This window comes from Nesterenkonia muleiensis (assembly GCF_003600155.1).
Classification (GTDB): Bacteria; Actinomycetota; Actinomycetes; order Actinomycetales; family Micrococcaceae; genus Nesterenkonia; species Nesterenkonia muleiensis.
Genome location: NZ_QWLD01000050.1, coordinates 100,644 through 118,097, shown reverse-complemented (window position 1 = coordinate 118,097; position 17,454 = coordinate 100,644). Strand labels below are relative to the sequence as shown.

At 56.9% G+C, this 17,454-nt stretch carries 19 protein-coding genes; 7 read left to right on the top strand and 12 right to left on the bottom strand.

Features of this window, described 5'->3' with window-relative positions; translation table 11 throughout:
* The coding region (locus tag DVO78_RS15440) for a nuclear transport factor 2 family protein (protein ID WP_338016585.1) at positions 1–437 on the top strand (437 nt) is incomplete at its 5' end.
* 11 nt (positions 438–448) lie between these two features.
* Here DVO78_RS15440 and DVO78_RS15435 read toward each other — a convergent pair.
* Positions 449–1,231 (bottom strand): aminoglycoside adenylyltransferase domain-containing protein, encoded by a 783-nt coding sequence (locus DVO78_RS15435; protein ID WP_120006147.1) that lies wholly within the window; start codon positions 1,229–1,231, stop codon positions 449–451.
* Positions 1,232–1,697: 466 nt separating this feature from the next.
* Between DVO78_RS15435 and DVO78_RS17640 the strand changes: the two genes are divergently transcribed.
* Positions 1,698–2,744: a DUF6414 family protein gene (locus DVO78_RS17640; protein ID WP_157984079.1), complete on the top strand. Its 1,047-nt coding sequence runs from the start codon at positions 1,698–1,700 to the stop codon at positions 2,742–2,744.
* A gap of 559 nt (positions 2,745–3,303) precedes the next feature.
* Here DVO78_RS17640 and DVO78_RS15415 read toward each other — a convergent pair.
* Entirely contained in the window at positions 3,304–4,263 is a 960-nt protein-coding gene (locus DVO78_RS15415; protein WP_120006139.1) for a helix-turn-helix transcriptional regulator, read from the bottom strand.
* Positions 4,264–4,381: 118 nt separating this feature from the next.
* Here DVO78_RS15415 and DVO78_RS15410 point away from each other — a divergent pair, with 118 nt between their 5' ends.
* Positions 4,382–4,786, top strand: a complete 405-nt coding sequence (locus tag DVO78_RS15410; protein ID WP_120006137.1) for a VOC family protein — start codon at positions 4,382–4,384, stop codon at positions 4,784–4,786.
* A gap of 133 nt (positions 4,787–4,919) precedes the next feature.
* Positions 4,920–5,291: a hypothetical protein gene (locus DVO78_RS15405; protein WP_157984078.1), complete on the top strand. Its 372-nt coding sequence runs from the start codon at positions 4,920–4,922 to the stop codon at positions 5,289–5,291.
* Between the two features lie 70 nt (positions 5,292–5,361).
* On the opposite strand, the gene DVO78_RS15400 is transcribed toward DVO78_RS15405, so the two are convergent.
* On the bottom strand, positions 5,362–6,306 hold the full coding sequence (locus DVO78_RS15400; RefSeq protein WP_157984077.1) for a hypothetical protein: 945 nt from the start codon (positions 6,304–6,306) through the stop codon (positions 5,362–5,364).
* Positions 6,307–7,371: 1,065 nt separating this feature from the next.
* On the opposite strand from DVO78_RS15400, the gene DVO78_RS15395 reads away from it, so the two are divergent.
* Together DVO78_RS15395 and DVO78_RS15390 are read left to right on the top strand one after the other, a co-directional pair.
* Positions 7,372–7,848 carry a hypothetical protein gene (locus DVO78_RS15395; protein WP_120006132.1) on the top strand — a complete coding sequence of 159 codons (477 nt, stop codon included), beginning with the start codon at positions 7,372–7,374 and terminating at the stop codon, positions 7,846–7,848.
* Positions 7,848–8,345: a GNAT family protein gene (locus DVO78_RS15390; protein ID WP_120006130.1), complete on the top strand. Its 498-nt coding sequence runs from the start codon at positions 7,848–7,850 to the stop codon at positions 8,343–8,345. The genes DVO78_RS15395 and DVO78_RS15390 overlap by 1 nt, the downstream gene beginning before the upstream one ends.
* Before the next feature lie 193 nt (positions 8,346–8,538).
* Here DVO78_RS15390 and DVO78_RS17635 read toward each other — a convergent pair whose 3' ends face one another.
* The 6 genes from DVO78_RS17635 to DVO78_RS15360 form a co-directional block, all read right to left on the bottom strand.
* Positions 8,539–9,498, bottom strand: coding sequence for a hypothetical protein (locus tag DVO78_RS17635; RefSeq protein WP_157984076.1), 960 nt, complete (start codon positions 9,496–9,498; stop codon positions 8,539–8,541).
* Positions 9,499–9,526: 28 nt separating this feature from the next.
* Entirely contained in the window at positions 9,527–9,934 is a 408-nt protein-coding gene (locus DVO78_RS15380) for a RidA family protein (RefSeq protein WP_120006126.1), read from the bottom strand.
* Positions 9,935–10,956: 1,022 nt separating this feature from the next.
* A complete protein-coding gene (locus DVO78_RS15375; protein WP_157984075.1) occupies positions 10,957–12,333 on the bottom strand; it encodes a DUF2252 domain-containing protein in 1,377 nt (458 codons plus the stop codon).
* A complete protein-coding gene (locus DVO78_RS15370; protein WP_202912216.1) occupies positions 12,330–13,439 on the bottom strand; it encodes a low temperature requirement protein A in 1,110 nt (369 codons plus the stop codon). The genes DVO78_RS15375 and DVO78_RS15370 overlap by 4 nt, the downstream gene beginning before the upstream one ends.
* 110 nt (positions 13,440–13,549) lie before the next feature.
* A complete protein-coding gene (locus DVO78_RS15365) occupies positions 13,550–14,317 on the bottom strand; it encodes an arginase family protein (RefSeq protein ID WP_202912215.1) in 768 nt (255 codons plus the stop codon).
* A 132-nt stretch (positions 14,318–14,449) separates the two neighbouring features.
* On the bottom strand, positions 14,450–15,205 hold the full coding sequence (locus DVO78_RS15360) for a MerR family transcriptional regulator (protein ID WP_120006121.1): 756 nt from the start codon (positions 15,203–15,205) through the stop codon (positions 14,450–14,452).
* Between the two features lie 109 nt (positions 15,206–15,314).
* On the opposite strand from DVO78_RS15360, the gene DVO78_RS15355 reads away from it, so the two are divergent.
* On the top strand, positions 15,315–15,515 hold the full coding sequence (locus tag DVO78_RS15355) for a hypothetical protein (protein WP_120006119.1): 201 nt from the start codon (positions 15,315–15,317) through the stop codon (positions 15,513–15,515).
* Between the two features lie 53 nt (positions 15,516–15,568).
* On the opposite strand, the gene DVO78_RS15350 is transcribed toward DVO78_RS15355, so the two are convergent.
* The 3 genes from DVO78_RS15350 to DVO78_RS15335 all read right to left on the bottom strand — a co-directional run bounded on the left by DVO78_RS15350 (position 15,569) and on the right by DVO78_RS15335 (position 17,425).
* Positions 15,569–16,132, bottom strand: coding sequence for a dihydrofolate reductase family protein (locus DVO78_RS15350; RefSeq protein WP_120006117.1), 564 nt, complete (start codon positions 16,130–16,132; stop codon positions 15,569–15,571).
* 191 nt (positions 16,133–16,323) lie between these two features.
* A complete protein-coding gene (locus DVO78_RS15340) occupies positions 16,324–16,749 on the bottom strand; it encodes an NUDIX hydrolase (RefSeq protein WP_120006115.1) in 426 nt (141 codons plus the stop codon).
* Between the two features lie 121 nt (positions 16,750–16,870).
* Positions 16,871–17,425, bottom strand: coding sequence for a pyridoxine/pyridoxamine 5'-phosphate oxidase (locus DVO78_RS15335; RefSeq protein ID WP_120006167.1), 555 nt, complete (start codon positions 17,423–17,425; stop codon positions 16,871–16,873).
* Positions 17,426–17,454: the final 29 nt, after the last annotated feature.

The window sequence follows — 17,454 nt, the reverse complement described above, 5'->3', positions numbered from 1 at the left end:
GAGCCGGACCGGACAACACCACTTATCCTGTCGGAGAACTGGTGTTCTTAGAAGCTAACGGGGGCATGGATATCTGTGAGTTACTGGAGTTAGAGCACGCGGGGTGGCAGTCGCTGTGCTCGAGTACTGGTGCAGATTTCTATGGGAAGATCATGACCGAGGATGGGGTCATAGTGCTGGCTCAGGGGCTTGTCTTCACTCGTGACCAGGTCATCGAGTCTCTGAATGATGCCCCGCCCTGGAGTCGGTATGAGATCTCAGAGGAACGGTTGATTCCGCTGGATGAGTCCTCTGCTGTGCTTGCTTACAAAGGTATAGCGTGGCGTGGCGGAGCCGATCCTGAGTTTCAAGCGTTGATGTCCAGTGTCTATGTGCGGCGCGAGGGCGAATGGCGACTAGCGTCCTATCAACAGACACCAATTCCTGCTGGCTCCTAATAGTTCACCTGTTACTGCGCCGTGGTGACGAGACCGAAAAGTTGCCGGGCAAGTTCTTGAGATACGTGGGTTTCCTGGGGCCAGTCCACGCTGGTTGTTCCTTGGTATTCGGCAGCGGCTCGTCGTAAGAGGTCTGCTTCAATTTGCGGCAAGCGCGGCGCGGTGAGTTGAGCGGCGCGAGCTTTGGAAACGATGGTTCCTGTGGAGATGGTCACTGCCATTCGCGCCAGAGTCAACAGGACATTGCGAGTATCGTCATCCAGTTCCTCCATTAGTGTTGGGGCAGCATCCTGGCAGGCACGAGATAGGAGCCCAGATGGAGGTGGAGGCAAAAGATTTTGTAGTTCAGTTCCGCAGATTGTCTGGTTGTTTTGTCGAGCGTCTTCGAGGAAGAGCGTGGCATCTGGATCTTCGTGTGACTGAGGAAGTTGCCCTGCCACGATATCAGCGCGAAGCCATTCGCCGTACTGATAGTCCACCGTAGGTGGGTGCTGCCAGTGCTTAACGTCTTCGAGTACGAAAGAGGTGAATTCCACGGGGCGACGATGAGCTACTTCAGGAAAGCTCTTTGCATGCCCGGTCCATCCTGAGACATCGAGAAGAGTCTCAGTGAGTCGTCGGCGTTCATCCACCGTCAGAGATCGCGGGGTGAAAGTAACAAGGTCGAGGTCGCTGTGTGGACCTTGCTCTCCACGGGCGACAGAACCACAGAGGTAGAACCCCAGAACACCGGCAGGTAGTACGGTGGTCAACTCGTCAAATACGAACTGGATCTCAGGGCTTCTAGGAAACACACGCCGATCCTATCTGGCACGAGTAGAAGTGCCTCCAGTCGCTGACGAACTTCGTCCCCTGTAGTGGTCGGGAACTCCCTGAAGACATGAGGAGGATCGGAGACTGCCGCTGGGGATGAAGTGGACCTTGCTGGGGCTGAGCTTAAGCCGTTCTGGGAGCGTAGCCCTGGATCAGGGCAGTGGTGGACTGGCATCGACCGTGAGTAACGCCGAGCTGCAGGAAGCTGGAGCGGATAAGGTGGTGAGCCACCTCAGCGAAGTCATGGATTTGTTGGTGTCCTGTGATCGGGCGTGAGGTCCGCAGATACAACGACCATACTTCCCTTGATATGAGGAAAATTGAAGCCGCCCGTACACGAGATCGCCTACTAGGACGAAACTAGAGACGCTGAAAGACGTGGAATCTCCAATGTGAGTGCGACTATGTAGATGGGAACACAGAGCACATGATCTAAGGAGGCGGCTCTTGGCAGGTGAAGGTGAAGCAGAGAACGAGAAGGATCTGAGCAGTCACCCCATTGTGGCGATCTATCAGAATGCTGACTACGTGTCCGGCATTCTGCAGCAGGTGCATGGGCAGCCCCTGTGGACCGCTGGGACGAATAGTAACGAGAGCACTGATACTGATTCCCGTGAAGAAGAACTAGCGGCACAGGCAACCGCGACTGTAGAAGCAAAGATGCCGTTAATAGGTAGAGGGGGAGCTGAAGGACAAGGCAGATACGGGCATTCAAGTGGGCGTACAGGTTCCCGTCGCTTTTCAGGGACTTCAAACTGGCAATACACGCAGGCGTTCTACCTCTACGAAGTAAGACGTCAATTGGCTGAGAAAGGTCTTTTGAACCGCATCGACGGTTTATCGTCGATGCAGGGGGTAGAGCCAGGCGATTTCGTCGAGTTCTCAGCAACATTCAGCCCTAGTCAGTTGCTTGCCATTCTCGACATTGCGACCCCGGAACTTGTGCGAGCCATTACCCGGTACGTAGTAAAGAGCAGGCGGATGGATGACTTCGAAGGAGGGCCTCCAGAAGAGGTTCAGAAGTTCAAAGTAAGTTGGGACTATGACCTTGATTTGTTAGGGGAAGTGTCCCGCACGGCTACTGAAGCTATTCGCACTGATTTCCGGAGTATGACCACCCGAGAGTTTTATGGGAAAATCGGAGATCAGGGTGATTCCCTGACGGCAGTGACTATTTGCGATCTTGAGCACTTTGTAGTTGAAGACGAGGATCGCCTCCTTGATGGTCAGTTCACGGTGCTTGGGAAAGTGACGTCTTCGCTCCAGAAGGACTTGCCGATTTTTGCACGTAACAAACTTCTTGAACGCATGGATCCGGGGACTGTGGACTTTCTGGTGGGACAAATCAACAACCAAGTCACGCGAGGAGCTCAAGGAATGATCGGTGAGGACGAGACCGAGGGTGGCAACGCAGGAGTGAAGTTCAATATGGACTTTGATTCGCGGGTCAAAGGGGAGAGCTTCAAAGTTGTTCCGATTGCCATCTATGCTTGATTTTCTTGGTACCGCCTGCTGTAGTCAGTCTCGCAATCCAGCGGTGAGGTAACAGACGCCTGAGCTTCTTTAGCCCTTCGGCCAGGAGAAGCTTAGATGTTTCTTCCGTTCTGCCAGGATCCAACGCAGTGTCGTGCGGCAGACGGTTTCTTTGGTCCATGCTCCGATCCGCCCGCTGAGGGTCAGGGAACGAGGTTGGTCGTTGCGGTGGACGAATTGGATGAGGCCACGTTTGCGCCCGCTGAGACATTCCCATGTGGTGCCGGTGTGGGTTTCAACCTGGGACTTTTGAACCTGCCCAGGGTTGTACACAGTGATGGCATCGGTGCCACCTTCAAACTGTTGCCGGTCCAGCCGCACCTTTCCCGAATCGTAGAGAGACCGTTGACGGAGGCGATGGATTCATCGTGTGAATGAGCAGCGAACTGTGCCCCATCTGGAACGAGTCGCTCAAGGGTGAAAGCGTTCGGCTGCTGGGAACCCATAGTGTTCAATCTTTACACGACTTCCGGTACAACGGCTTGGCCCTGCCCTCGGAGGTGTTCTGGTTCGGGGCGTACTACTTGGTCATCGTCAGGGCGCGGTTATATAAGCTGTTCTTGAGATCGTTGGGAGTGACTACCTCTGCTAGGTTCCCGAGTTTCCAGAGTGCCCACTCGGCGTGTGAGTGATCATGGAACGTGAGGTCCACGCGCCGCCAACCATCTGGCTCGGGCTCTTCTGAGTGGATCTCTAGGGCGGTTTCTGTGAGGTCTGACTGGTGGTCTGGATGTACTCGGGCAATGACACGAACGTTGATTTCACTGTCACGCCGGAACTGTCTGATGCGTTCTTGCCAGAGGTCCTCTAAATCCACGGTCTCGGTGCGTTCCGATGCCTGGGGGAGTGCTTCTGCTTCACTGATGCGCGAGAGCCGATACGTGCGCTCATTGCCGTCCCTGGTGGCGAGCAGGTAGCCAGTTCCACGGACAGTTACCAATCCGATGGGGTTCACAGTTCGCCACCGTGGAGATTCGTTCTTAGCTGCGTAGAAGATCCGCAGCTGATGGCCCGCTAGGACAGCGCGGGTGATCTCAGAGCTGATCTTGTTCGGTATCTCTTCTGACGCGAGGGGACGCGCTAAGAGGTCAGTGGCAGGGTCGATAAGGAACCGCTGACTTACCTGTGTTGCTGTGCTCTGATGCTGGGCAGGCAGAGCGTCGATGACTTTGAGCATCGCAGACGCAAGAGCGGTACCGAGTCCCAATTCCTGGACTCCGGGTCGTGACCCTGCGACTAGTAAGGCAACGGCTTCCTCATGGTTGAGTCCGGTGAGGTCGGTCTGAAAATTCGGCAGTAGAGCAAAGCCGCCGTGCCGTCCCCGTTCTGCATAGACGGGAACTCCCGCTGAGGAGAGTGCCTCGATATCGCGCTGGACCGTGCGGGTAGAGACTTCTAGTTCTTCAGCCAATTCCGATGCTGAGAGCCGACCGCGCTGACGTAGGAGTAGCACCAAGGAGACCAGCCGATCAGCACGCATGGAAAAACTCTACCGAGATACGTGACAGAGGATGTCGTGATTCGCTGAGACGCTCTAACCGTGACCTGCTCCTCGGGGCAGGCACAACTACTGTTTCGATGAAGAGAAGGAGCACTCTGTGGGATCTCAGCTGAACCCCTACATCATGTACAACGGCAACGCACGGCAGGCAATGGAGTTCTACCGAGAAGTCTTCGGCGGTGAACTAGAAATGGGGACCGTTGCTGACTTTGGTTCACCAGACTCTGCATCAGCAGACAAGATCATGCACGCCAAACTTGAGACCCCGCAAGGGTATGTTCTCAACGCCTGGGACGCGCCAGAGGGAATGCCCTACCAGCACGGGAACAATGTCGCTATCTACATCGGTGGCAACGACACAGAGCTGCGCACTTACTTTGAGAAACTCTCCACTGGAGGAACCGTGACGATGCCTCTGGAGACTCAGGCGTGGGGAGATGAAGCAGGTTCACTCATCGACCAGTTCGGCATCAACTGGATGTTCAACATCACCGCACGTTAGAGCAGAAGCCATTTTCGGGGGCAGGATCGCCTGTGGTTGGCGTGGATGCCTGCTCCGAAGTTGAGTGGTCATGTCTGACCTCCGCAGTAGCATCGGTAATGTCCCTATCTACGTTACTGCGGAGGAGACCACGATGAGTTTTCAGAACTTGCCCGACATCCCGGATATCCCGTATCCCACGATCAATCCTCCGAAGGACATCACGGGAATTTTGAAGTCTCCGTGGGTGCCCGTCTCGTCCTTGAACTGCTGGGTTGCCATGGTGGAGAAGAATCTCCTGTACATCAAGCTCAACATTGAACTTGAAGAGGGAAAGTTCGACTCGCTTGTGCTCCAACTCCCTTCTGATGTCTGCCCCAGCATTACGCAGAAGATCGGTGGGCACACCGTTGGCATGAACGTCACTCTGGAGGTTTCTCCCAGTGGCGATTGCACCCTCTCTCCTGAAATCGCGCACCAGCAGTTGCTGATCGAGGGGTTCATTGTGCGCGGCAGCGCTCAGTGAGCTCGCGCATTTAAATAACCGCGTTCCACCGGTATGCCTCGCGTCACGCGAGGGCTGAGCCTCGGGTGAACTAAGTGCGGAGCTGCGTGGTTTCAGCGGCGTAAACAGCGTTCTTGACTGCTTCTATGTCGACAGCGCGTCGGTAGTGGTGCTCGATGATTGGGTTCTCACGGTCTGTGCCACCAGCAACTCCTTGAAGTCCCCTGAACCGACCATGCTCATGGTCCGGCCAAGCATCTAGTAGATCTTTGCCAAGTCGTTCGTTTTCTTGCTGCCAAGCGCAGAAGTGCTCCAGGTCATGAGCGAAGACCTCGAGAAGAGGGCCTCCGTCTGGTCCTTCGAGTATGTCTTCTTGTGCTTCGGTGCCTGAGATGAAGTGAGGCTCGAGGGTGACCACCATGCCCTTGAGCGGCCTGTCCCGTGGGATTTGTTTGAATGCTTCGTGACCGTCACGGATTAACTTTGCCGTCTTCGTGATCTGATCACGCGCCTTGGTTAGAGCGTGAAGCTCTCGTGCCGGAGTGAGACTCTTCCGGAAGCTCTCTGGCGGCCTACTTGATTTTGCCTCGACGAGTAGCACCATCTCATTGAACACAAGGAGGAAGTCACAGCTTTTCTCACTGTTTTTGCCGTACGAGATCTCACGGTGCACAGTCGCGGCGCAGAGAAGCCGTAACTGGTCTGCGACGTGGTCTTCAAATGCATGCCCAAGAGCGTTGGTGAATTTAGCCCCCAGCTTGGAGGCCAGAGTGTAATACAGCCCGGTTCCTGTGAACTTGTCCATCAAGAAATGAGGGGCAGGACAGATGAACTCATCGCCCATATCGATGAGTGGCCGCGACTGCAGGGGGTTGAAAGCAAGGGCTTCTTGGCTCTTCGGGGCAGTATCCAAGACATCTCTGGCGTTGTGTATGTGCTCTTTCAGCAGCCATGCATAGTGAGTCTGAAGATGAGGCACGATTTCTGCTGGTTCTAAAGGCGAAAACAGTGGAGCGACCTGCTTGGAGGTGATCATCGACTTTGGGAGAGTGCCCGCGTGGAGCATGCATCCCACATGGACCGCGAAGCCGATTCGAGTAAAGTCCGCTACTTGAGGCACCCCAAGTACGGCTCCGATCTCATCTGCGGAGGGTGCTCCTTTGATCTGAGGGAGATAATGCTGAAACAGGGCATGAGCACGGGCTATGTTGTGCATTGGAGATAGTTGCACAAGTAGTTGCTCAAAGAACATCGGGCGGAGCAGTTGCCCGAGGGTTCCCTCGCTTGTTGGGGTGTAACTCGTTTCGAGATACTCCTGACAAAGACGAATGACTAATTCGCGTGTGATTTTTCGGCTGCGTAAGTCGTTCCCTCGCGCAAGTGAAGTCCTAGCGATACCAGCAAGAGTGAACTCTTGAACGGAAAGAGGCTTGAGTTTCTCTCCTCTGACTCTCTGGTGGACGATTCGTGAGGCTGCCGAGGATAGTTTTTGTAGCAGTTCAGACTGAGGGACGGACCTTACTCGCTGAACATACTCGCTATGTGTCACGTCTCGCTGTGCCACTCTGTTGTTCACCCCTCTGTTTCTGCCATCAATAGTCACGCATGTTGGGAAAGATGCAGCGTGCATGAGTTCTGATCATGAGCGTAGTTGCTGACACCGGCACGCGACTGTGTCGGCGCATGGAGGTTGCGAGTTCAGGGGAGCGGACGGAAGCGGAGGTTTCTTTCGTTAGTCACCTCGTAGTGTGCGGATGAATTCCAGGAGCCGTCGGTGTGCAGTTGGTTTTGCACGAATGAAGAACCATAGGAGGAGCATCCCGAGAATGACGACAGCCAGGACTACCAGCAGGGAAACAAAGGCTATGAGGTAAATCATGGGGGTGCGTCTAGGGGTGCCCGACGTTGCCGTGTGGGAGGGTGTCGACAATTTTCTGGAAACCATGATTTTGGGGAAGATGTCGGCGCTGAAGGGGTGAGTTGGAAGAAAGAGTCGGCTTGGGCGCGGTACACCGATGAGGGGCTCGCGGCCGAGTTCGATTCCCACCCCGAGATGGTGACCTGCCAATCGGCATGAACTTTGCTGAGATAGCGTAGGGAGATGGCCTTACATGTTGAGTATGTGGACGCTGAGCTACCTGCCAACTTGCATAGGCAAGGTACTCATGGAGCGACGCTTGATGCTGCGCTGGATTCAACAGAGCGAGCGTTAGAACATCAAGACATCCTTGCCGCGTGGATGCTGGAAGCTGAGTCAGGAAACACTGGCTTCGGTAAAGGACGCATGGTGGCGGTCTACACCCCAACACGGGGTTGGCAGAAGCTCCAGACGGATCCTCGTCCTTGGTGGGAAGCACTCTCTGCCGAGACTCGGCAGCACCTATTAGAGCGCCTGGGCTTGAACATCCCTGGGAAGTATGTCTCTGAGATTCTAAGTGCTGGTGGGCAGGTCATCCGTGCCTATTTCGTCCAATCTGAAGGGGCTGAAGCCTGGGCGATAACTCATCCACTCCGTGATTTCGTGGAGTCGATGCAGTACCGCGATCATTCCTCGACGGAGGGTACTAAGGGCGGATAATGGAGCTGGAGTTTATTCGCCACCACGTACCGTCCTTCTGGCAAAGGGAAGATCCTTGTCCAGGCTGGCCTAGCACTGTTGTCAATGGAGGTTTCGTCCAGTCTGAGGATTTCCGAGAGGACTGGTGGAACGATTTCGAAACTAGCAGCTACGGCACATGCATCGAAGTGCAATTGAATCGTGTTGAAGTCGCACGTCTGGCGTTGAACGCCCGGGATGCCGACAGCCTCCAACACTATGCCAACAAGCCACCACTCATCGACCCCATCGATATAAACAAGCTCGAAGTTGCAGAGTCCTGTCAGCGCAGAGGTATTGCTACCGCAATTCTCAATGTTCTTTCGGTGGGATTCTCTGATCGAACATTGGCTGCTATGGCAAAGAAGGAATCTGAGCCGTTCTGGGATTCGATTGGGTGGATCCGCAGCCTCCAGCATGAGCATGGTGAGCAAGCATTCGCGTTTTATTTTCGCCCAGCAGCCGTTGGGGAGGCTTAAGAAATACTTCCACCTGTTCTCACCTCAAAGACGGGTATCCGAAGTCAGCGATAGCGTTGGAGGATGAAGGGCTACTCCTGGAACTTCCTCGTCCAAGCGATGTGGCTGATGGTTAGCTTCCTTGCCCTCATCGTTAGTGCGTCGCCACGTCTATCGTAGGCAGTCTGCGGATAGAGGGTGGGTGCCGAGCTTTCTATTGGAGGCAGCCGTTTCGTTCGCACCATTCATCCCAGAGGTCTGCGCAGGTGCTAATCCATGTGACTAGTTCAGTGTTGTCATCGCGCCCTAGGTATTCGGCAACTGAGGTGGTGGCTTTAACAAAAGCAGTCAGCGCTGGCCGCATGAGTCGTCCTTCAGTGTGAAGGGTCGACTCCGGAACAATGATGTACTGACCTTTCTCTCCCGCTGAGTAACTGCTGGTAACCGAAGCGAGATAAGAGTTCGGGTGAGTGAACGCGCTTAGCTCTATGTACGACTCATCTCCCAGAACTCTCTGGGCCTCTCTGCCAATATTTGGTAGTTGCAGCCCCTGGATTTTCGGAGTCTCATGAAGATCAACGTCTAGGCCTAGTTCGTCCTCGACGAGTTTCACGTAGACCTCCTGCGCATGACGCAGATCGCGGTCGTTGTTATTCAAGCGTGCTGCAGGAAGGTACCGAAGCAACTGATTGATGGACTTCAGCTCCACCAAGACCGCTCGCTTGATTCGTTCCTCTTTGGTGCTGCCTTCTAACACCCACTGGACACGTAGGGAATTCTCGACTGCAGTACGAGCAACTGAGCCAAGGCTTGCCCTCCGCGTCATCTCACTTCCGGCTGAAGTGAGTTGGGTCAGGGTTGCCGCTGCTTCTACAGCTCCAGCGGCAGTTGTCAGTAGTTCCCGTGCTTGAGAAAGGGGGAGATTGATGCCATCTGGGTGGTCCTCGGCATCTCCTATTAGTTTCTCAACTCGGGTATTTACTTCCGCGACGAAAGAGCTCGGGAGTCCTAGGCGATTGACGAAGTCGTAGTCGGCCTTGCTGTTTCGACAAAAGGCCCAGACCCACTTGCCACCGTTTTCCCCTGCCCCAAGGCGTGAGAATTTGGGCGCTCGTCGGAACTGGGCGGCAACGTGGTGACGCAGTCTTCGATCGAACTTCTCAGGTACCGACATATAAACAGAGTAGTACTGATATGCACCATTACTCGCTGATCGCAGCGACCGCTTCGACCTCTATGAGTTGATGGTCATAGCCCAGGACAGTAACGCCCATCAGGGTGCTGGGGACATCGTGGTCACCGAAGGCATCGCGGATAACTTCCCATGCTTTTACTAGGTCTGCCTGCTTGTTGGATACAACGAGCACGCGGGTGCTGACCACATTCTCAATGGTGGCTCCGGCTTCTTCTAGGGCGATGTGCATGTTCTCGATGCATTTGGCTGCTTGCCCTGCGTAGTCGCCAATTGCGGCAGTGGAGCCGTCAACGTTGAGTGGACAGGAGCCTGCCAGGAAGATCAGTTCGGCGTCAGCGGGGAGTTTGGAAGCGTAGGCGTACTCTGCAGCATCTGAGAGACGGTCGGAGCGGATGAGTTTTACAGGGGTAGTCATGCCTTCATTCAATCAGCTGAGGGCTGCTGAGAACTGCTGGATTCGGTCATCGGTCATCTGGCAGGTGCAGTCCTAATGCGTGCCCAGAACTCTTCGGAGGTCATGCCACCGTTGGGATTGACTGCGATCTCTGCGAGTCCTCTGTCGACTGCTGCTTTCTCGCGGTCGGAGACGGGACGGTCGTCTCTCTCGTTGCAGCGTGCACCTGTGGGCATGTGGTCTATTCAATCAGGTGGTGGTGCTGGAGGTGTCGAGTCGGAGAAGGGAAGTGGCTCCAGTCGGTGGCCAACTTCGTGCCCTGTCGTGGTCGGGAACTTGCCGGACACAGGTGGGTGATCGGAGACTGCGACTGAGGACGAGGCGGAGCCTGCTGGGGCTGAGCGTCAAGCCGCTCTGGGGAGCGTAGAACTGTAGCAGTGCAGTGGTGGCGTGCCATTTGCATTCTCCGGGTGCGAACTTCGAGGCCATACGTGCAATGGCTGGTTTTCGCGCAGCTCCAGATCCGCTCTGGTTCCCCTCAAAATCCCCGAGAACACGGGGAAGTAAGGGAGAAGTGAGTCTTCGTGTTGGCGCAGAATTGGCTGGTTTTCGACGAATCTGCTCCTGAAGTTCCCGTTCCTGCTCGACTCCGGTGCAAAACCAGCCATTCGATCTGGTGCAGACAGGAGCTTCTCGATTTGACGGTGACGTCAGGTTCGGGTCCAGATAGTCCAGTTGAAAATGACATAGCGCCTCCCAGCGAGTAGATCGCAGGTTTCCAGTGATGGGGATCCGTATGATCTGGGTGTTGAAAATGGCTGGTTTTTTGGCTGGTTTTCTCGCTCGAAACTGCGAAACCCCTTGTCAGAAGGGGGATGGCAACATCCCGCTGGGGTCACAGAGCACATGAGTATGGCGCTCCTGGATGTCCAGGAGCGCCATACTCTTTCCTGGTTTTTCTCGCCAGCTCTGGGGGGTGTCCTGCTCCTGTGGCATCGAATGTGTGCCGGGGGCCTTGTCCGGCTCCGCAGAGACACACACCATTACGTTCCGGTCTCGGCAGCGATTCTTCCGGACTTCACCGCCGCAGCGAGCTTGTCAAAGTCCGCTTCAGCAACGTCGGCATAGGCTGCCGCCCATCTGCTGGTGGCCTCGGCGAATCGCTCTGATCCGCCCATGTACCCGCTGATAGCTGGCGCAGTCGCCGACTGCGCGTGAGCTCGCGCGAGCAGCGATGCGCACAGCGCACCATAGGAAGAGAACTGCTCGGCATCCAACGTCGAGGGCTCTATCGAGCCCTTCATGTCCCTGAACTGACGCCAGTAGTAGTCCACACGATGCCGTTCTTCAGACTCGCCGGCCCACCCTGTGATCCACCCCAGGAACGGGTCCGAATTCGCTTGAAGAATGCGCTGAGCGGCGACGACGCGGTGTCCCTCGCTGAACTCTGCATCGCCTTCATAGCCGGCTACGGCAGGAGCCCGTCCGCCATGACTCACCAGAACCGATTGGGGAGCCTCCTTGGCCTGGAGGAACAGGACGTCGCCGCCAGGGCCGGAAAACGCCAAAAGATAACACCGGGTTCCCACGCTGCCTACCCCCACCACGCGCAGGGCATAATCCACCAGCTCGTACTGAGACAGCAAGAAAGCGATATCCTCACGCAGCGTCGAACGGTACTGATCGAACAGGCCTGTGAGCTCGTCGAGAGTGGCATGGTCAACGTGTCTGAGGATCGGCGGTTGATCGACGATACGGATGTGTCCGTCTTCACTGGTCGTAGCGAGCTTGCGCAGCACCTGCTCCGAAGTTCGAGTTCTCGCCTTTTTCGTGGCCTTCTTCACCGCTTTCTGGCCAGTCTCCCCAAGCTGCTTGGCGACTTCTGAGGTGTCTACCCGAGTGAAATATCGCTCAGTAGCTGGGGTGCGCAGTACTGTCTTGAGGGTAGTTCGGTAGGTCTCTGTGGCCTTCACGACTGCCTCGCTGCAGGTGTCTTCAGAGAGGCTCAGGTCGCGTCCACCAATGTGGACGCTGCCCACCAGCCGGCGCAGATCCCATTCCCATGGTGCGACTCCACCTTCGTCGAAGTCATTGAGATCGAAGACGAGTTCACGTTCAGGAGAGGCGTAAAAGCCAAAGTTCGAGATATGCGCGTCACCACAGGACACCACGTCAACATTGGTGGTGGGGGCGTCCTTGAGGTCGTTGGCCATGACTGCCGCGGTCCCGCGGTAAAAGGCGAACGGGGATTGGAGCATGCGTCCAATGCGCACCGGCACCAGGTCTGCTAACCGTGCCTGATGCTGGCCTTCTAAGATCGCGACCGGGTCGCGATCCTCAGGGAGGCAGAGGTCAGCTTGTTTGCCGCGTGGCAGTGTCTTGCGCAACCGGCGGCCATCTTCGGTGGTCAATGTCTTCATGGTGAGATTCCTTTCGTGGAGACAAAACTGACCAAGGGAAGTGCAAGTGCGGCAAGCATGGCAACCCCCAACAGGGGCAGGCTCATGGCCGGCAGCATGAGCGCTGTACCGCCAACAACCATGACGCCCAGGGCGCCTCTCGCCTGAGGCCATAATGAGCCGCCTCCGCGCCAGCTGGAGAACAAAGCCTGGCCGGCGAAAAACAGTAGTGGGCCGGCCACCGCAATACTGGCGATGGCTGGATTGACGTGGTCATTCGTCAGCAACAGCTCGATGAAGACGGCGAAAACGATGGCACCTGCCACCATCAGTGCGTGAGCGTAGGCGTAGGCGCCGCGAAGGGCGGAGGTTGAGGCACTGTCATGAGTTCGGTCAGTGCGGTCAACGATGGAAAAGTAGTTCCACCACATCAGGCACAGGCCTACAAATCCAGTAACCGCGGGGAACGCTGACTGAAGCAGTGCGCTTGGTCCCTGAACGTCGAGTTGCTCTCTCAAGGTGAATCCGGTCATGAGAATGGACTCACCCAGGGCGATAATGAATACCAGCCTGTTGCGCTCGCCTAGGTGCTCTGCGTTGGTATCCCAGTCGCCCATGGGCGCGCTTCCCAGCCCCGGCACGCGAAAATCTAGGCGGGGGGCAAGATAATCCACTCCCACCGCCAAGGCCCACACCACCAGTCGCGCATCGGCCTCCAGTAGGGCTCCTGTTATCCAGAAGATTCCTGCCGTGGCTGACCACACCAGCAAATTGCGGTAGTTGCGGCCGAGAATTGTTCCGCGGAAACAAACCACCATGAACGTTGGACGCAGGACCTGGCTCGTCACATAGAGTCCGGCAAATACTAATCCGGAATCCCCAAAAGCATCAGGCAATACCAGTGCGATGCCTAGGCCCAGCGCCATCAGGACCATCATGAGTATCCGACCGGGGGCCGACTGCGGATTGATCCAGTTCATAGCCCACGCAGAGTAGTTCCATCCCCACCATATTGCGGCGAAGAGGACTGCGAATTGGGCTGCACCTTCCCAGTTCAGATGTGCTACCAGCAGGTGGGAGAGTTGAATGATAGCGAAGACGTAGACGAGGTCGAAGAACAGCTCCACCGGGCCTACGTGTGCGCGCTCCGACTCGCTATTGCCGCGTTGGACCCGACCGACCACGTGTCCCCTCTGCCATGCCGATAACGTGTTAGATGTGGGAGTATAGCGAAATTCTATTTCGGCAACTGCGCACTGCGAAGCAAAGGATCGAGTGTGTTGAGCAGTCTCTGGGCTGCACGCTCCGTGTTCAGCGGAGTCGAGCCACTTTCGAACTCACCGACCTCGACTCCTACCACATGGTGTTCGGCGATGACCGACGAGAGATCCTTGAGTTCGGCAAGGCTCAGCCCGCCAGGGACTTCGTAGTCTGTCGGCACAGTTTTCGGTCCCAGAACGTCGCAGTCAATGTGGACGTAGACCGAGCGCCCTCTGATGGACTTTGCAAGTCGTCCAGTCAGGTTGGGTCCCGGCGCCAGGAGCGTGAGGTCAGACCGGTCAAGCAGACGCTGTTCCTGGGGATCGATATCACGTGCCCCTACGAGAATCGTGTTGTGTTCGGAGAGTCCTGACCCCAGCCCTGAGTCCCACCATCCCAGAGCACCGCTCAGGGCGAGGCCACCCAGGTAACCGCTCGTGGAGGTCTCCGGAGTGTTCAGGTCAGGGTGGGCATCGAACCACAGAACCACCGCATCGGGATGGTGACGCGCGACGACGGGAAGAGTCGCCAACGCCACCGAACAGCGTGAGAGCGCCGTATAGGTGATGGCACCGAGGCTCATGACAGAATGCAGATGTTTTGCCATAGCATCCAGGTCGCCGGCAGCGGCCGAGAGTTCGTCCTGCCACCCAGAGTTGATCGCTGGAGCAGGTTCGCCGATCACCGTGACAGGTTCGCCGAGCCGTGAGGAGAGTTTGCTGGCGATCAATGGTGAGCCTTCCATGGCTCGGTCATTGTGGTCCCCCGCCCGTGAGGCGAAGTGTATGAGCGCAATCGAGCTGGATACATGAGGCGATTTCACAGTGACCATCCTTTCACTGTTCAGGGGTACCGCTGACGCTCCGACCATCGAGGATCAGGGCTGCGGGTCTGATCCTCGATCCGAGTGACCGGTAGAAACCATGGCGTCGTCGTCGGTGGTCTCCAGGTGACCGATGTGCTCGCTAAGGTGTGCGGCACCATCCAGCATGGCCCGTGACCGGCGTGAAAGCGCCATTCGCCGTTGGTGCAGTGCGCTGTGCAGGGCATCGGTTCCTCCGGCGTTTCCGACCTCTTCGATGATTGGACGAATGCGGTTGAGAAGGTAATGGCTTTGGCGCAGGAGATGAATGATACGGGCGTCCCTGATGTCAGTGGCCGTGTAGAGCCGGTGGCGTTGCGCTCCTATCCGTCTCGGGCAGAGCAATCCGGCGTCCTCCCATACTCGAAGAGTTGAGGTCCGCACCTTGAGGTTCCGGGCGAGTTGACCGATGGAAATCGGTGAGTGCTGTGTTGGGATGCTTTCGGCATTCTGCCTGAGCTTCTCGAGGGCGGTAGTGGTCTCAGCGAGTTGCTGGCGTTGGGAGTGAAGCTGTGCGTGGCTGGTGTCGACCAAAGCAAGAGCTTCGGCTGGGCGTCTCTGATTCACGAGGACCATGATCTGCCGAGCAGTCGCCGCTCCGTGGCCTGGTGCCAGAACGTGATAGCAGCGCAGGGATCGCAGATGTGCCTCGGTGTACTGCCGATATCCGGTCTGGCTCCGTTCCGCCTCCGGAAGGACTCCGGCTGCTTCAAGAGTGCGGACGTGCTGGGTCGAGACACCCACGGCGCGAGCCAAATCGATAGGACGCATAGACACTGATTTTAACCGAGCGTTGAGACTTTTATGCTAAAAGTACTGATAAATCAGCCGCTATGTCCTCATAAGTTTAACTTTGCATTTGAATATTACACTTGAGAGTATGAACCATAGAAGAGAACAGATCACCCGTTTCACCCTCGAGATCGACTTGGCACAAGTGAGCGCTGACCGTGCAGAAGAGCTTGCCCGGATCCTGCGGTACTGGGCTGGAGCGCTCAAGCACTATGACCTCAACGCGGCGCATACCGAAGCGCTGATGGATTCCGAGTACCAAGAAGTCGGAACGTGGACGCTGGCCTGATGCAGTTGACGCTCTGCGACGGCGGTGCCTACCGAGAACGACGGTGTGAGTGCCTACAGAGACGGATACGACACGTGATAGGTGAGCCGGGCGAACTGGCCGACCTGCTTCACTGAAGTGAGGGTCAGCCGGTCGGATTCGACTCGGTGGGGAAGCAGCGGCGCCCCTGAACCGAGTGCCACTGGAGCTATCGTGAAAACAAGCCGGTCTAGCGCCTGGGAATCGATGAACTGTCCAGCGAGGTCACCGCCGCCAACCACCCAGATGTCGCCACCGGCGGCTGCCCCCCGCAGCTTGGGCAGCGCGCCGTCGATACTCCCGCTGAGGAAGCTCACGGTACTCCCATCGGGAACCGGGAGACGGCGAGAGGTGAAGACGAAGACCGGAGTCTCACCGAACGCTTTAACCCATTCGTCAGGTGCATCGATGGCGTTGAGCTGATTCAGAACCCACTCATAAGTAGTTGATCCCATGACCTGAACCGCAGCATGAGGAGGCGCTAGCTCGGGGTCAGGTGCATCACCGCCGGGAACAGCGAAGAGCCAGTCCAGCGAGTTGTTATCATCAGCGATGTAACCGTCGAAGCTGGTGGCAGTTTCGTAGATGATCCGGCTCATGGCGCGAGCTTAGTCCACGCCTAGGACACTGCAGCGGCAGCCTCGATCTCGACGAGTTGATCGTAATACACGAGTACGGTGACTCCATCAAAATGCTAGGGCCATCGTGGCTTCCGAATGCGTCTCTGACGACCTCCCAGGCCGCTACCACCTGCCCCTGCTCCGATGAAGCGAGCCTGGTGAGCTTGACGTTATCCGGCAAGGTGCTTGAGCAACCCGGCTGGGAAGAGCGGAACTTCGCCACGCCGGAGCGAATCGACAGAAACCCACAGGGCCGTTGAGTCGGGCTCGTCGAGGATCGAACGGGTCCCTCCGAGGGTCATGTTTGCCAAGGCAGCGGATCCGACAGCGAAGACGTGGACGATTTCATGGCCCGTAGCGCCCTCATAATCGAAGATGTTCTCTACGACATCGAGAAGCTCTACGTCATCGAGTTCCACTCCGAGCTCTTCCTGAAACTCGCGGCGCACCGCGTCGGCGGCGAGTTCGCCGAACTCAATGCCGCCGCCAAGGGCGCGGTAAAAATGCTGTCCCTTGACCGAGTCGTAGCCGGTCTGCACGAGAATGTGCCCGTCCTTGGCAGGCAGAGCGACAGCAATATTCCGGATTGAAGGCATGATAAGAGCTTACCGGCAGGGCGGTTCCGGTCCTGGGGCTGCATCCGCAGCTCGAGGAAGGCGCTCGCCGAGTGAACGTGCCTCTCGATCCGCCTACAAGCATGCGGGATCGAGCCGGAGTTCACAGGACGTACCGAGTCCACATGCTGTTGTTCGCGGTGTACACGATTCTGATGTGACGCCGATCCGGTGAGCCTTGCCAGAACTCCACTCGTGCCGGTTGGAGGTAGAACAGCGTCCAGTCGTCCCCAGCCACGTCGGCTTGCGCCTGCGGACTGCGCGCACGAAGATCGGCAATGCTCTCTTCCCTGCTGGCCACACGGACCTCTCCCCGGACTCGCACCGCTCGGGCGACGGGCTGCCACCAGAAACTCAAGGCCGCGGCCGGCTGCGCGGCGAGTTGCGAACCCTTCCTGCTGGATCCCGTGCTGGCGAATGCCCAGCCCGATTCGTTGAGGTCCTTGAGAATCAGCGTCCGGGCATCGGGAACACCTTCCGAGTCCACGGTGGACAGAGTCATCGCATGAGGTTCTGGTACGCCAACGGAGAGAGCCTCTGCAAACCACGTCAGAAACAGGGTGGTCGGATCATCGGGCAGGGCGCTCGTATTGAGCGGTGGTGCAGTGCCGGTGAGCGAGGGGACTGCCCGGAGCATCGAACGAATGCTGTCTGCCATGCCACCCATCTTCGCATCCCTCTGCTGAG